13 protein-coding genes and 2 pseudogenes are annotated in these 13,450 nt (G+C 71.9%); 1 reads left to right on the plus strand and 14 read right to left on the minus strand.

Annotated features, from left to right (window positions below; translation table 11 throughout):
* Window positions 1–54 precede the first annotated feature (54 nt).
* Window positions 55–891 carry a translation elongation factor Ts gene (gene tsf, locus J8403_RS13745; protein WP_211123454.1) on the minus strand — a complete coding sequence of 279 codons (837 nt, stop codon included), beginning with the start codon at window positions 889–891 and terminating at the stop codon, window positions 55–57.
* A 110-nt stretch (window positions 892–1,001) separates the two neighbouring features.
* Window positions 1,002–1,943, minus strand: a complete 942-nt coding sequence (gene rpsB, locus J8403_RS13750; RefSeq protein ID WP_211123455.1) for a 30S ribosomal protein S2 — start codon at window positions 1,941–1,943, stop codon at window positions 1,002–1,004.
* A 633-nt stretch (window positions 1,944–2,576) separates the two neighbouring features.
* Here rpsB and J8403_RS44725 point away from each other — a divergent pair.
* A pseudogene (locus tag J8403_RS44725) lies at window positions 2,577–2,951 on the plus strand (peptidoglycan DD-metalloendopeptidase family protein); the annotation flags it as partial.
* Window positions 2,952–3,227: 276 nt separating this feature from the next.
* Here J8403_RS44725 and J8403_RS13760 read toward each other — a convergent pair.
* The 12 genes and pseudogenes from J8403_RS13760 to rplS form a co-directional block, all read right to left on the minus strand.
* On the minus strand, window positions 3,228–3,767 hold the full coding sequence (locus tag J8403_RS13760) for a TetR/AcrR family transcriptional regulator (RefSeq protein WP_211128234.1): 540 nt from the start codon (window positions 3,765–3,767) through the stop codon (window positions 3,228–3,230).
* Window positions 3,768–3,860: 93 nt separating this feature from the next.
* Entirely contained in the window at window positions 3,861–4,694 is an 834-nt protein-coding gene (gene whiG / locus J8403_RS13765; protein WP_014055202.1) for an RNA polymerase sigma factor WhiG, read from the minus strand.
* Window positions 4,695–4,823: 129 nt separating this feature from the next.
* Window positions 4,824–6,245, minus strand: a complete 1,422-nt coding sequence (dprA, locus tag J8403_RS13770; RefSeq protein WP_211123456.1) for a DNA-processing protein DprA — start codon at window positions 6,243–6,245, stop codon at window positions 4,824–4,826.
* A complete protein-coding gene (locus J8403_RS13775; RefSeq protein WP_211123457.1) occupies window positions 6,245–7,867 on the minus strand; it encodes a YifB family Mg chelatase-like AAA ATPase in 1,623 nt (540 codons plus the stop codon). The genes dprA and J8403_RS13775 overlap by 1 nt, the downstream gene beginning before the upstream one ends.
* Entirely contained in the window at window positions 7,867–8,226 is a 360-nt protein-coding gene (locus tag J8403_RS13780) for a YraN family protein (protein ID WP_086710348.1), read from the minus strand. The genes J8403_RS13775 and J8403_RS13780 overlap by 1 nt, the downstream gene beginning before the upstream one ends.
* A gap of 93 nt (window positions 8,227–8,319) precedes the next feature.
* Complete coding sequence (locus tag J8403_RS13785) at window positions 8,320–8,628, minus strand: DUF2469 domain-containing protein (RefSeq protein WP_004944840.1); 309 nt, start codon at window positions 8,626–8,628, stop codon at window positions 8,320–8,322.
* 39 nt (window positions 8,629–8,667) lie between these two features.
* Window positions 8,668–9,198, minus strand: a complete 531-nt coding sequence (locus J8403_RS13790) for an NUDIX hydrolase (RefSeq protein WP_211123458.1) — start codon at window positions 9,196–9,198, stop codon at window positions 8,668–8,670.
* On the minus strand, window positions 9,191–9,961 hold the full coding sequence (gene lepB, locus J8403_RS13795; protein WP_211123459.1) for a signal peptidase I: 771 nt from the start codon (window positions 9,959–9,961) through the stop codon (window positions 9,191–9,193). Before lepB (J8403_RS13795) ends, J8403_RS13790 begins: the two co-directional genes overlap by 8 nt.
* Before the next feature lie 96 nt (window positions 9,962–10,057).
* Window positions 10,058–11,146 (minus strand): signal peptidase I, encoded by a 1,089-nt coding sequence (lepB, locus tag J8403_RS13800; protein WP_425519785.1) that lies wholly within the window; start codon window positions 11,144–11,146, stop codon window positions 10,058–10,060.
* A pseudogene (lepB, locus tag J8403_RS13805) lies at window positions 11,064–12,122 on the minus strand (signal peptidase I); the annotation flags it as partial. The pseudogene lepB (J8403_RS13805) and the gene lepB (J8403_RS13800), both read right to left, overlap by 83 nt.
* Window positions 12,115–12,951: a signal peptidase I gene (lepB, locus tag J8403_RS13810; RefSeq protein ID WP_211123461.1), complete on the minus strand. Its 837-nt coding sequence runs from the start codon at window positions 12,949–12,951 to the stop codon at window positions 12,115–12,117. The pseudogene lepB (J8403_RS13805) and the gene lepB (J8403_RS13810), both read right to left, overlap by 8 nt.
* A gap of 70 nt (window positions 12,952–13,021) precedes the next feature.
* Complete coding sequence (gene rplS, locus J8403_RS13815; protein WP_211123462.1) at window positions 13,022–13,372, minus strand: 50S ribosomal protein L19; 351 nt, start codon at window positions 13,370–13,372, stop codon at window positions 13,022–13,024.
* Window positions 13,373–13,450: the final 78 nt, after the last annotated feature.

The following is a 13,450-nucleotide window of genomic DNA, read 5'->3' on the forward strand; positions in this document are numbered from 1 at the left end:
TGACGGTTGGCTGACTACGACCCTATCGGGGTCGACGGTCATTCGCTGCTCGGCTCAGACACCGACGCGGAAACGGGCGAAGCGCTTGAGCGAGACACCGGCCTCGTCCAGGACCTTCTGGACGGACTTCTTGTTGTCCTTGGCGAACGGCTGGTCCACCAGGACGTTCTCCTTGAAGAAGCCGGTGACGCGCCCCTCGACGATCTTCGGCAGGGCGCCCTCGGGCTTGCCCTCCTCGCGGGCCGTGGCCTCGGCGACCCGGCGCTCGTTCTCGACCGTCTCGGCCGAGATCTCGTCGCGGGTGAGGAACTTCGGGGCGAAGGCGGCGATGTGCTGCGCGACGTCCTTGGCGACCGTGGCGTCTTCCTTGTCCAGCTCGACCAGGACGCCGACCTGCGGCGGCAGGTCCGGGCTGGTGCGGTGCATGTACGCCGCGACGTAACCGCCGGAGAACTGCGCGAAGCGGTCCAGGACGATCTTCTCGCCGAGGGTCGCGTTGGCCTCGTCGACGAACGCCTGAACGGTCTTGCCCGCCTCGATCTCGGAGGAGAGCAGAGCGTCCAGGTCGGCCGGGGAGGTCTTGGCGACGTGGGCGGCGATGGCGTCCGCGACGGCCACGAACTTGTCGCCCTTGGCGACGAAGTCCGTCTCGCACTTCAGCTCGACGAGCACGCCGGAGGTCTTGTCGTCCGCGATGAGGGAGACGACGGCGCCGTTCTCGGCGCTGCGGCTCTCCCGCTTGGCCACGCCCTTCTGGCCCTTGACGCGCAGGATCTCGACGGCCTTGTCGACGTTGCCCTCGGCCTCGTCCAGCGCCTTCTTGCAGTCCATCATGCCGGCGCCGGTCAGCTCACGGAGCTTCTTGACGTCAGCGGCGGTGAAGTTCGCCATGATCTGTGAATCTCTTCTCGAAAGTCGAAAGCTCTACGGGTGGACGGCGGGGGCGGCGCCATCGGCACCGTCCCCCGCCGTCATACACCGTCTGAGTGACGTCTGAGTGGTCAGGCCTGCTCGGTGCCCGCGGCGGGGGCCTCGGCAGGAGTGACGTCCTCGGCGGGCTTGGCGTCCTCAGCGGGCTTGTCCGCGGCGGCCTCGGCGGGCTTGTCCGCAGCGTCCTCGGCAGCCTTGGCGTCCTCGGCGGGCTTCGCCTCGGCGTCGTCGGCCTTCTTCTCACCCTCGAGCAGGTCGCGCTCCCACTCGGCGAGCGGCTCGCCCGCGGCCTTGTCGGCCTTCTCGTCACCGGTGGCGACGCCGGAACGGGCGATGAGGCCCTCGGCGACGGCGTCGGCGATCACCCGGGTGAGCAGGGTGACGGAGCGGATCGCGTCGTCATTGCCCGGGATCTTGTAGTCGACCTCGTCCGGGTCGCAGTTGGTGTCGAGGATCGCGACGACCGGGATCCGGAGCTTGCGCGCCTCACCGACGGCGATGTGCTCCTTCTTGGTGTCGACGATCCAGACGGCGCTCGGCACCTTCTGCATCTCGCGGATACCGCCGAGGGTCTTCTCCAGCTTGGCCTTCTCGCGGGAGAGGACCAGGAGCTCCTTCTTGGTGAGGCCGGAGGCGGCCACATCCTCGAAGTCGATCTGCTCGAGCTCCTTCAGGCGCTGCAGGCGCTTGTAGACGGTCGAGAAGTTGGTGAGCATGCCGCCCAGCCAGCGCTGGTTGACGTAGGGCATGCCGACGCGGGTCGCCTGCTCGGCGATGGCCTCCTGCGCCTGCTTCTTCGTGCCGACGAACATGATGGAGCCGCCGTGGGCGACGGTCTCCTTGACGAACTCGTAGGCGCGGTCGATGTACGACAGCGACTGGAGCAGGTCAATGATGTAGATGCCGTTGCGCTCGGTGAAGATGAAGCGCTTCATCTTCGGGTTCCAGCGGCGGGTCTGGTGCCCGAAGTGGACGCCGCTCTCCAGCAGCTCCCGCATCGTGACGACGGCCATGGCCGTACTCCTTGAGGTACTCGGTTCCACGGCGGCCGGGCGGCCGCCGCTCCTGACGTCCCGACGCGCCTGCCATGGACGAAGGCCCTTTCGGGGGTCGTCCAAGGACCGAGGGGCGCGGCCACCGAGCTGACCGATGCGCGATCGGAGCGTCGGTGGCGGGGCGTGCGAAGTCGATCCGGTGACCCGGATCGCCATAAGAAGTGTACGGGACGGGTACGGTGCCGGGTGACGGCGTTATCCACAACCCGTGAGTAGTCCCCCGATCCCGTCCATGATCCACCCGTTTCGGGTTGCCGGGCCATCGTGGAGGACATGCGAAGGCTTGTGGTGGGGTGGGCTCTTGCCCTGGTGATTCCGGCGCTGCCGATCTTGTCGGTGCTGCCGGTGACGACGGCGCCTCTTCCGGCGGTACCTCTTTCGGCGGCGCGGGCCGCGACGGCTGACCCGGGCGCGGCGCCGGGTCCGGGCGGGGTGCCGACTGCGGGCGAGGGGCCGGGTCCGGGCGGGGTGCCTGCTGCGGGCGAGGCGCCGGGGCCGGGCGAAGCGCCGCGGCTGGGGCAGGTGCCGGGTTTCGGCGGGGTGTCGGGTCCGAGCCGGGCGCCGGGTCCCGGCGGGGGATCAATGACGGCCATGGCGTCCGGTCCATCTGAGGCGCCCGCCCCGGGGACGGGGCCGGGCGGAGAGCGGTCGTGGCCGGTCGACGGTGGGCCGGGGGCGGTACGGCCGACCGTGCTGAGGGGCTGGCAGCCACCTCCGGCGCCCTGGGCGGCGGGGCATCGCGGGGTCGACCTCGCGGCGCGCCCGGGCGAGCGGGTCAGGGCGGCGGGCGCGGGGCGGGTGAGCTTCGTGGGCCCGGTCGCGGGCCGTGGTGTGCTGGTGATCGAGGTGTCGGGGACCGGCTCCCCTCCGCTGCGCACCACCTATGAACCGGTGCGCGCCACCGTCGCCAAGGGTGAGCGGGTGGCCGCGGGGCAGGTCGTCGGGGTGGTGGCGGCGGGCCCCTTCCACTGCCGGTCCGGCTGTCTGCACTGGGGGCTGCGGCGCGCGGACCGCTATCTCGATCCCCTGTCGCTGCTGCCGCCGTCGATGCTGCGGGGCGGGCCCTCCCGGCTGCTTCCGGTGTTCGGGGTGCGCGCCGCGCCCACGGTCTCCGCCCTCGCCTCCCCCGCCGGGGACACCCGGCTGTCGGCGGCCGCGGCGCTGGCGGCGGCGTCCCTGTGGGCCCGGATCCGTCTGGGCCGCGCCCCGCACGCCCGACGGCGTGGAAGGGAGCGGCGGAGGTCAGCCCCGGACGCCGCGCAGGGCCATGGCGACGGCCGCCTCGGTGATCCGCTCGGGGTCCTCGGCCACGCCCAGCTCGATGCGCCGGACCGCCGCGTCCACCACGCCTTGGAGCAGCACGGCCGAGAGCCGCGGCTGCTCATGCCCGAGGGTCGCGAGGGCCTCGACCACCATGGCGATCAGTCCGCCATGGGCGGCGCGGATCTTCTCCCGCGCGCCCGAGTCCAGCTCACCGGCGGAGATCGCCACCACCGCGCGGTGCCGGCGGTCGCCGACGAGCGCCAGCTGCCGGCGGACATACGCCTCGATCTTCGCCTCCGGCCCGTCGGCCCGCTCCATGGCGGCCTCGACCTCGGCGGCCCAGACCGGGAAGTCGACGGCGCACAGCTCCTCGACCACGGCGGCGCGCGAGCGGAAGTACTCATAGACGGAGGACCGTGCGAGTCCCGTGCGCTCGGCGAGGGCGGGGAAGGTCAGCGCCTCCGTGCCGCCCTCGGACAGCAGGGTGCGGGCGGCCTCCAGCAGGGCCGCGCGCTGCATCGTTCGGTGCTCGGCCACCGAGGCCGCTCGAATCCTGGGCACCCGACCACTCTACGGAAGAGGCCACCGTGAGGGCGATGCCGGAGGGACGATTCAGCGTCCTACGTCGGCGAGTTTCGCCCGCAGCTGGAGCACCGATTTGGTGTGGATCTGGCTGACCCTGCTCTCGGTGACGCCGAGCACCTGGCCGATCTCGGCGAGCGTGAGGCCCTCGTAGTAATACAGCGTGACCACGGTCTTCTCCCGCTCCGGGAGGGTGTTGATCGCTCGGGCGAGCAGCCGGCGCAGCTCCCGGTCCTCGGCCACCTCCACCGGATTGTCCGCGGCGGTGTCCTCGAGGGTGTCCATGAGGCTGAGCCGGTCGCCGCCCTCGCCGCCGACATGCAGCAGCTCCTCCAGGGCGACCACATTGGCGAGCGACAACTGGCTGAAGACGCCGTGCAGTTCCTCGATGCTGATGTCCATCTCGGCCGCCACCTCGGCCTCCGAGGGGGTGCGGCGCAGCTGGGCCTCCAGCGTGGCGTACGCCCGCTCCACGGCCCGGGCCTTCTGACGGACCGACCGCGGGATCCAGTCCAGTGCCCGCAATTCGTCGATCATCGCGCCGCGGATCCGGGTGATCGCGTAGGTCTCGAACTTGATGGCGCGCTCGGGGTCGAACTTCTCGATGGCGTCGATGAGTCCGAAGACCCCGGACGAGACGAAGTCCGCCTGCTCGACATTGGAGGGCAGCCCGACGCTGACCCGGCCGGCCACATATTTCACCAGCGGTGAGTAGTGCAGGATCAGCTGCTCCCGCAGCCGGCCGTCGCCCGTGGTCTTGTACGACCGCCACAGCTCGTCGAGCGATGAGGGCGCGGCAGGGCGCACCGCGCCGCGAGCCGCGGGCGGCGCCGCGCTGTCAGACCCGGAGATGTGCTGGGGCATTCGTCGCCTTGAGCCGTTCTGCCATGACATGGGTGAGGACGTACGCTTCCGCCGGAAACCTTGTGAGCGTAGCGTGACTACGGCGTCGCGGTATGCGAAGGGCTTCGGCTCGGCGGTGTGCGGATACGGTCATCGCCTCAACCCTTTCACCCGATTGCCCCGATTCGGGGGATCGCCTCGCCGTGCGCCGTCGCCCGGGCTCACGGGACGGACCAACTCCCATCGATCGCCATGACGTTCGACAAAGCCCAGGGCGAGCAGTTCATGGAGCCGGCCCAGTGCCTCGTCGCAGCCGGTCCCGGATTCCCGGGCCACCTCCCGCAGGTCGTTGCCGCCTCGTGCCGACAACGCTTCGAGCACCCGTGCCGTCACGGGATCGAGCAGGTCCCGGGCGACCAGCGGGCCCCGCCGCTCCGGGGCGAGGTCTCCGATGCCGCCGATGAGCTCGGCCACTTCGGCGGCGTCGGTGACCAGGACCGCCTCACCGCGCAGCAGTTCGTGCACCCCGGCGGACAGCCCGCTCGTCACCGGCCCCGGCACCCCCATGGTGGACCGCCCGAGCTGTTGTGCCCGGCGCGCGGTGACCAGCGATCCGCTGCGGAACTGGGCCTCGACCACGACCGTGCCCCGGGTGAGCGCGGCGATGACCCGGTTGCGGAGCACGAATCGGGGGCGCGTCGGATGCGCTCCGGGCGGCAACTCGGCCAGCACCAAGCCCTGTTCCGCGATGCGCTCGATCAACTCGGCATGCCCGCGCGGATAGGGGACGTCCACACCGGAGGCGAGCACCGCGATGGTGGCCCCGCCCGCGGCGAGCGCCCCTCGGTGAGCCGCGCCGTCCACACCGTGGGCCGCACCGGAAACGACCACCCAGCCGCGCTCGGCGAGCCCTGTGCCGAGCGTCGCCGCGACATGCGCGCCGTAGTCGCTGCAGGCCCGCGCGCCCACCACGGCGACCGAGCGCAGCGCCCACATCCGCAGGCCGGCCGGGCCGCGCACCCATAACCCGACCGGGCGAGCGTCCCCGAGATCGTCGAGCTGACCGGGCCAGTCCAGATCCCCGGGGCAGATGAACCGCCCTCCGCACCGGGCGATCAGCGCGAGGTCGGCGACCGGGTCCGCCCCGGCCGCCCGCAGGGCGCATCCGGCCAGCCGGTCCCCGGTCGCCCCGGGCGGGGGCTTGGCCTTCCCGGTGAGCGCCCGCCACAGCGCCACCGGCCCCATGCGGCGCAGCCAGCGCCCCACCGTCTGATCCCCGGGCTCCACGAGCCGGGTGAGCGCCGCCCGAGCGAGCCGCTCCTCATCCGGGACGCCCCACCGCTCGGGGAGCCCCTCTCCCTCGTCCTGGACGCCGTGTCCCGCGCCCAGGACGTCCTGTCCCTCGCCCGGGGTCCCCTGCCTCGCGTCCAGGGCTCCGTGCTCCCTGTACGGCGTGCTGTGCCCCTGATCCAGGGCTCCCTGCCCCTCGCCCTGGACGCCGTGCCCCTCCCAGGGATCCGAGAACAGGGCGGGGACGGCGGCGCCGCGGCCGCCCGCCGAAGGCGCGGACATCAGCGCTCCCCCGCCGCGACCGGCACCCCGCGACTGATCCCGGTGCGCAGCTGCAGCGCCTGGGCGATGTCCGGCGCCTCGGGCCGGTCGTGCCCAGCCAGGTCGGCGACGGTCCAGGCGACCCTCAGCACCCGGTCGAGCCCTCGGGCGGTGAGCAGCCCGCGCTCCATATCGCGCTCGGCCTCGCGCAGCGCGCCGGAGGACGGCTGCCAGCGGGTGCGCAGCTCATGGCCCGGCACCTCGCTGTTCAGCCGCCAGGGGGTGTCCTGGAGGCGGGCGGCGGCCCGCTCCCGGGCCTCCCGGACCCGGGCCGCGACGGACGCGCTGTGCTCCGCCCCGGCACGCGCCCCGGTGAGCTCGGCCCGGCTCACCGCCTCGACATGGACACGCAGGTCCACCCGGTCCAGCAGCGGCCCCGACAGCCTCGCCTGATAGCGGCGGACCGTGGTGGGTGTGCACTCGCAGATGTCGCCCACCAGCCCATAGCGCCCGCACGGACAGGGATTGGCCGCCAGCATCAGCAGGAAGCGCGCCGGCATCCGCATCATCCCGGCGGACCGGGCCACCACCACATGCCCCGACTCCAGGGGCTGCCGCAGGGCGTCCAGCGCCTTCCCGCTGAACTCGGGAGCCTCGTCCAGGAAGAGCACTCCGCGGTGGGCGAGCGAGACCGCGCCGGGTCTGGGCAGGCCATTTCCCCCGCCGACGAGCGCGGCCATGGTCGCCGAGTGATGCGGGGCGCAGTACGGCGGGCTCTTCACCAGCGGCTGACCCGGCGGGAGGACCCCGGCGACCGAATGGACCGCGGTGACCTCCAGGGCCTCCTGCTGGGTGAGCGGCGGCAGCAGCCCCGGCAGCCGCTCGGCCAGCATGGTCTTCCCGGCGCCCGGAGGCCCGCTGAGGAAGAGGTGGTGCCCGCCCGCGGCGGCGACCTCCAGGGCGGTGCGCGCGGCCCGCTGCCCGGCGACCTCGGCCATATCGGGCCGCCCCGCCCCGCTCCCGGGCACGGCGGCGACACCGGTGCCCATACCGGCGCCGGGCACGGTGAGGCCCGCCAGCATCGGATCGGGGCGGCCCAGCTCCTGGGTCTCCTCCTCCTCGGGCACCGGCTCGTCCGTCAGCACCGCGATCAGCTGGCGCAGGCTCCGCACGCCCAGCACCGAGACGCCCGGCACCAGGGCCGCCTCTCCCGCCGTCTGCTCGGGGACCACGACCTGGCGGTATCCCGCCTCGGAGGCGGCGAGCACGGCGGGCAGCACCCCGCGGACCGGCCGGACCCGGCCGTCCAGGCCCAGCTCGCCGATCATCATCAGATCGGCGATCTCACGCGGGTCCACGCGCTCGGCCGCGCCGAGCACCGCACAGGCCACGGCCAGGTCGAAGCCGCTGCCGCCCTTGGGGACGGAGGCCGGGCTGAGCCCGACCGTGAGCTTCCGCTGCGGCCATTCGCCACCGGAATTGACGACCGCCGCGCGGACCCGGTCCCGGCTCTCGACCAGGCTCTTGTCGGGCAGTCCGACGAGGGTGAAGGCGGCCACTCCCGGCTCCAGATCGGCCTGGACCTCGACCACGACGCCCTCGACCCCGACCAGCGCCACCGAACAGGTGCGGGCGAACCCCATCAGGCCACCCCTCGCACATGCTCGACCACGGGCGCGCCCCGGCGGGGCAGCACCACCGCCACCACGTCGATCCGCACGCCGCCCGGCGGCGGGCCGCCGTGCCGCTCCAGCCAGCACTCCGCCAGCCGCCGCAGCCGCTCGGTCTTGTCCGGTCGGACGGCCGCCATCGGATGCTCATAGCCACCCTCGCGGCGCGTCTTGACCTCGCACACCACCAGCGCACCGGCGTCGAGCGCGACGATGTCGATCTCGCCGTCACGGCACCGCCAATTGCGCTCCAGGACGGTCATCCCGGCTTCCGCCAGCCTGCGGACCGCCACATCCTCGCCGTAGCGGCCCAGCGCTCCTCGGGCGTTCATTCGGCACCACCTCCGGCACCGACTGTGACGCCCCCGCGCCCAGCTCAGGGATCTTGGAGAATTCCTGTGGACGACCGCCCGGCTGTGGACAACTCAGCCACTCGGAAGGTCGAGGTCGCTCTTGTTCAGCTCCTCGATATTCACGTCCTTGAACGTGAGAACCCGTACCTGCTTCACGAAACGGGCCGGGCGGTACATGTCCCAGACCCAGGCGTCGGCCATCGACACCTCGAAAAAGACCTCACCCTGAACCGAGTGCACCTGCATCTCGTAGTCGTTGGTGAGATAGAAGCGGCGCTCGGTCTCGATCACATATTTGAACAGACCGACGACATCGCGGTACTCCCGGTAGAGCTTCAGCTCCATCTCGGTCTCGTACTTCTCGAGGTCCTCGGCGCTCATGGCATGTTCCCCTTCAGCCGTGCGTCCCCCCATTGTGCGTCAGACGCGCTCAGTCTCCAGGATCACCGGTGCACCCGGGGGTCCCTCGACGAGCAGCGTACGCAACAGCTCCGGCAGCCGCGTCGGGTACACCGGCTCGGTGGCCGCGGCCAGCTCATCCGCCGTCCACCACCGCAGCCCGGCCACGCTGCGCCGCTCCAGCTCCGTCAGCCCGCTGCCGGCCCGTGCCGTGGTCTGTTGGGTACGACACAGGTAGTACCACTCGTCCTGGTCCCAGCGCCGCCCGGCGAACGGGAAGGAGCAGATCCGCCGCCACAGCAGCGGACCGAGCCGCACATCGGTGATCCCGGTCTCCTCGGCGAGCTCCCTGAGCGCCGCCTGCTCGCGGCTCTCCTCGCCCTCCAGGCCGCCTCCCGGGGTGAACCACCACGTCGACGAGGGATCGTCCGGTTCGAAGCCGTGCAGCAGCAGGATGCGGTCCTGCGGATCCAGCAGCACCACCCGTGCGACCTTCCGCAGCCGCCGCTCGTCCGTGCCGGTCGGCCCGGCTTCCCCGGCCCCCTCAGCCACGCGCGCCCACCTTCCCCTTCGACGCCTGGTCCCGCCGTGCGCCGCCGCCCGCCCTGCGCCGGGCGACGGGCCCGTAGGCCGCGCCTGCCAGGATCAGCACGGCGCCGGTGACGATCGCGATCAGGATCGGCCCCAGCGGCCCCGGCTGCGAGATCCCGCCCGGCAGCGCCTTGAAGGCATCGGGCCGCCCCACGGTCCCCCAGGACCCCAGTGGCCAGGCGGTGGCGTCCACCCGGGCGTCCACGGCGCCCCGCTCCACGGCGCCGCCCGCCTCGTCGGTGAGATGCACCCGGGAGTCGAGGGAGTCGCTGCGATGGTCGCCCATCAGGAACAGCCGGTCCTTGGGCACGGTGGTGGCGAAGACCGTGGAGGACGCCTGCTCCTCCGAGCGCAGATACGGTTCCTCGAAGACCTTGCCGTTGACCCGCAGCCGGCCCTGCTTGTCGCAACACTCGATCCGGTCGCCGCCGACCCCGATGACCCGCTTCACCATGGGCAGGTCGCCCCACACCTGGTCGCGGAAGACCACCACATCGCCGCGGCGCACCTCGCCGCCGTCGACCCGCTGCGCCAGCACCCGGGCGCCCTTGGCGATCGTCGGCGCCATGGAGTCGGTCGGGACGGTGTAGGGCTTGTAGAGCACCGCGCCCCAGACGAAACCTCCGAGGAACAGCACACACCCGAGGGCCACCGCCACCCCGGACAGCACGCTGCCCGGCGTACGCCGCGGTGTGCCGCCCCCGACCCCTTGGGCTCCGCTCATTCCAGTGCTCCCGCCGTACGCAACAGACGTAGAAGATCAGGTTCCGTGTGCCCCGGGGCACACGGAACCGCACCTTACCCGGCGGTACGAGCCCCGTCAGCAGTCGGCGGTCAGCCGATCCGGCCGGGCCTCGGCCTCGGCCCGGACCTTGGCGATCAGCCTGCGGCGGCGCCACAGCACGATCGGCACCGCACCCGCGAGCCCCACGGCCGAGGGGGCCATCGCGGCGGCCGCGCCCAGCCCCGGCTGGTCGAAGGTGCCCGGCACCGGCAGGGTGGACCAGCGGTCGATCGGCCAGGCGACGACGAACGCGCGCCCGACGACATCGTCCACCGAGACCGTGCCGTTGTTCAGGTTCTGGTGGTAGCGGGAGTCCAGCGAGTCCTGGCGGTGGTCGCCCATTACCCAGATCCGGCCCTCGGGCACCTTGATCGGGCCGAACGGCTTCTCGTCACAGGGGGTGTTCCCGGGGAAGATGTACGGCTCGTCCAGCGGCTTGCCGTTGACCATGACCTTGCCGCCGCGCTTGCAGGAGACGGTGTCCCCGCCGACCGCGATGACCCGCTTGATCAGGTCCTTCTCCTCCGCCGAAGGCATCAGCCCGATAAAGCTGAGCGCCTTCTGGATGCCCTCGGCGACCGGGCCGGAGTCACTCGTCTGCGTCTCGCCGAGCCAGCCGCCCGGGTCGTGGAAGACGACCACCTCGCCGCGCTGCGGCTCGGAGCCGAACCACGGGGTGAGCTTGTCCACCAGCACCCGGTCGCCCCGCTGCAGGGTGTTCTGCATGGAGTCGGACGGGATGGAGAACGCCTGCACCAGGAAGGTCTTGATCAGCAGCGCCAGAGCCAGCGCGATGATGACCAGGATCGGCAGCTCCTTCCAGAAGGAGCGCACCTTCTTCGGCTTCCCGAGCTTCCCGGGCGGCACCCCGGGGCCCGGCTTCGCCGACGCCCCGTCCTCGGACCCGGACGGGTCAGTGGCGCCGGGTCCGTCCGGGGGGCCGGAGGGTTCCTCCCCGCCACCGGCTCCGTGGTCCGAGGCGCTGGGGCGGCCAGCCGCCTTGTCCGTGGGTGCACCGGCTTCGGGCGCCTCGTCCGTCCCGTCCGTGGGGTGCTCTCCCGTCGCCCCGGGCTGCCTCTCGGGCTCTTCGTGACCGGATCGTGCGCCGACCGCCAAATCCCCCACATCCACTCCTCACGCCTGACTGCCGCCTGCCCCACGAACGGCGCAGGATCACCACTCCCATAACGAGCGGGAGTTCCGCAGGGGTCGGGAGCTGGACCATTCCTTGCTGATCCATGGGGGACAGCCTATGCGCCGCGCCCTCGGCCTGTGTCGCCCCACTCGGCGCGTCCTTGACGGAAGCGTAGGTGCCCGGCTCCTCGAGCCGCCGCATATGCCCGAACGGCCATGCGATCACCACGGCGCGGCCGACCACCATGTTGTCCGGGACCGTGCCCTGATACGGCTCGTCGAGATGGACGCGCGAGTCGGCCGAATTGGACCGGTGATCCCCCATGACGAACATCCGCCCCTGAGGGACGGTCACCTTGAACTGCCGCTGCGACGGCGGGTTCCCGGGGTGCAGATACGGCTCGTTCAGCGGGGTCCCGTTGACGGTGACCTTACCGTTCGTATCACAGCACGCCACGGTGTCGCCGCCCACCGCGACCACCCGCTTGATCAGGTCCTGCTCGTCGGAGGACGGCAGCAGGCCGATGAAGGTCAGGAACTCCTTGCCCTGCTTGATGACCGGCGGGTCGTCCTTGGGGGACTTGCGCTCGTCATCCAGCCAGCCCCCGGGGTCCTTGAACACCACCACATCGCCGCGCTCCGGCTTCGAGCCGAACCACGGGGTGAACTTGTCCACCAGCACCCGGTCGCCGATCCGGATGGTCTGCTCCATGGAACCGGACGGAATGACGAACGCCTGCACCAGGAAGGTCTTCAGGACGAGCGCGATCACCAGCGCCACGCCCACCAGGATCGGTATCTCCTTGACGGCCGAACGGCGCCGCCTGCGCTTGATGCGGCGCTGGATCCTGCGCCGCTCCGCGCGCCCGCCGACCCGGCGCTCGCCCGGCGCACGGGTGGTGTCCACACCGGCGGGCGGACCCTCCGTCCGGCGCGCCTTGGCACGGGGCCGTCCGCGGCTACCCATGGGCACCGCCGGGGGCGTCGGAGGATATGGCGCCGGGCGCCGCGGGCACGCCCTCGAAGGCGTCCGTACGGGGCACACCGGACCAGCGGCCGAACGGCCAGCCGATCCACGCGGCGCGGCCGATCACCTTGTCGACGGGGACCGTGCCCCCGCCCGGCGCGCCCAGGTAGTCGCGTGAGTCCCGGGAGGCGTCGCGGTGGTCGCCCATCACCCACAGCCGCCCCTCGGGCACGACGATGTCGAAGGGCACCCGCGAGGGGCTGTCCCCCGGGTGCAGATAGCGCTCGTCCACCGGCCGGCCGTTCACCTCGATCCTCCCCCGCTTGTCGCAGCAGGTGACCCGGTCACCACCGATGCCCACCACGCGCTTCACGTAGTCGGACTCGGCCGGTTCGGCCAGCCCGACCGCCGCGGCAGCCTTGCGCAGCAGACCGGTCACCGGGTTTCCGGACGGCTCCTCCTCGCCGAAGGAACCGGCTCCGTCGAACACGACAACGTCGCCGCGGCGCGGATCGTCCCCGAAACGGTAGGCGAGCTTGTTCACCAGCACCCGGTCCCCGGGACGGAGGGTGCTCTCCATCGAACCGCTGGGGATCAGGAACGGCTGCAGCACGAAGCCGCTCACCAGCAGCACGAGCGCGGCGCAAGCCGCCGCGAGCAGCGCCCCGCGCCGCCATCGCCCGCCGCCGGCCGGCCACCGAGGCAGCCGCCCGGCGGACGAGGGCTCCCCGGCCCGCGCCGGAGCACGCGAAGAGCGCGACCGCCCCTCGTGCTCCTTCTCGGAGCCCTGGGAGCGGTCGCGCTCCGCGAGCTGTCCTTCGGTGTTCATCGGGCCAGAGCCTATCCGGCCCGGCCGGATGATCCGGCGGTAGCTCAGTAGTCGCGCAAAATCGCCGCGATCACTTCTCGCGCTTCTCCTTGATCTTCGCGGCCTTGCCGCGGAGGTCGCGCAGGTAGTACAGCTTCGCCCGGCGCACATCACCGCGGGTGACGACCTCGATCTTCTCGACGATCGGGGTGTGCACCGGGAAGGTGCGCTCCACGCCGACGCTGAAGCTCACCTTGCGGACGGTGAAGGTCTCGCGGACACCGGAGCCCTGGCGGCGGATGACGACGCCCTTGAACTGCTGGACACGGGAGCGGTTGCCCTCGATGACGCGGACGTGGACGTTGACCGTGTCGCCGGGGCGGAAGGTCGGGATGTCGCTGCGCAGCGACGCGGAGTCGACGGTGTCGAGCAGGTGAGACATGATCGTCTGCTTTCCTCGCTGATGCCACAGGTCATCAGCGGCATATCGGATGATGATTTGGAGTGCCGCCCTCATCGG

It is taken from the genome of Streptomyces yatensis (assembly GCF_018069625.1).
Lineage (GTDB): Bacteria > Actinomycetota > Actinomycetes > Streptomycetales > Streptomycetaceae > Streptomyces > Streptomyces yatensis.

Excerpts from the sequence above, each read along its gene's own strand:
- tsf (WP_211123454.1), bottom strand. The coding sequence starts at position 891 with ATGGCGAACTTCACCGCCGCTGACGTCAAGAAGCTCCGTGAGCTGACC.
- rpsB (WP_211123455.1), bottom strand. The coding sequence starts at position 1,943 with ATGGCCGTCGTCACGATGCGGGAGCTGCTGGAGAGCGGCGTCCACTTC.
- J8403_RS13760 (WP_211128234.1), bottom strand. The coding sequence starts at position 3,767 with ATGCAGCGCGCGGCCCTGCTGGAGGCCGCCCGCACCCTGCTGTCCGAG.
- whiG (WP_014055202.1), bottom strand. The coding sequence starts at position 4,694 with ATGCCCCAGCACATCTCCGGGTCTGACAGCGCGGCGCCGCCCGCGGCT.
- dprA (WP_211123456.1), bottom strand. The coding sequence starts at position 6,245 with ATGTCCGCGCCTTCGGCGGGCGGCCGCGGCGCCGCCGTCCCCGCCCTG.
- J8403_RS13775 (WP_211123457.1), bottom strand. The coding sequence starts at position 7,867 with ATGGGGTTCGCCCGCACCTGTTCGGTGGCGCTGGTCGGGGTCGAGGGC.
- J8403_RS13780 (WP_086710348.1), bottom strand. The coding sequence starts at position 8,226 with ATGAACGCCCGAGGAGCGCTGGGCCGCTACGGCGAGGATGTGGCGGTC.
- J8403_RS13785 (WP_004944840.1), bottom strand. The coding sequence starts at position 8,628 with ATGAGCGCCGAGGACCTCGAGAAGTACGAGACCGAGATGGAGCTGAAG.
- lepB (WP_211123459.1), bottom strand. The coding sequence starts at position 9,961 with ATGAGCGGAGCCCAAGGGGTCGGGGGCGGCACACCGCGGCGTACGCCG.
- lepB (WP_211123461.1), bottom strand. The coding sequence starts at position 12,951 with ATGAACACCGAAGGACAGCTCGCGGAGCGCGACCGCTCCCAGGGCTCC.
- rplS (WP_211123462.1), bottom strand. The coding sequence starts at position 13,372 with ATGTCTCACCTGCTCGACACCGTCGACTCCGCGTCGCTGCGCAGCGAC.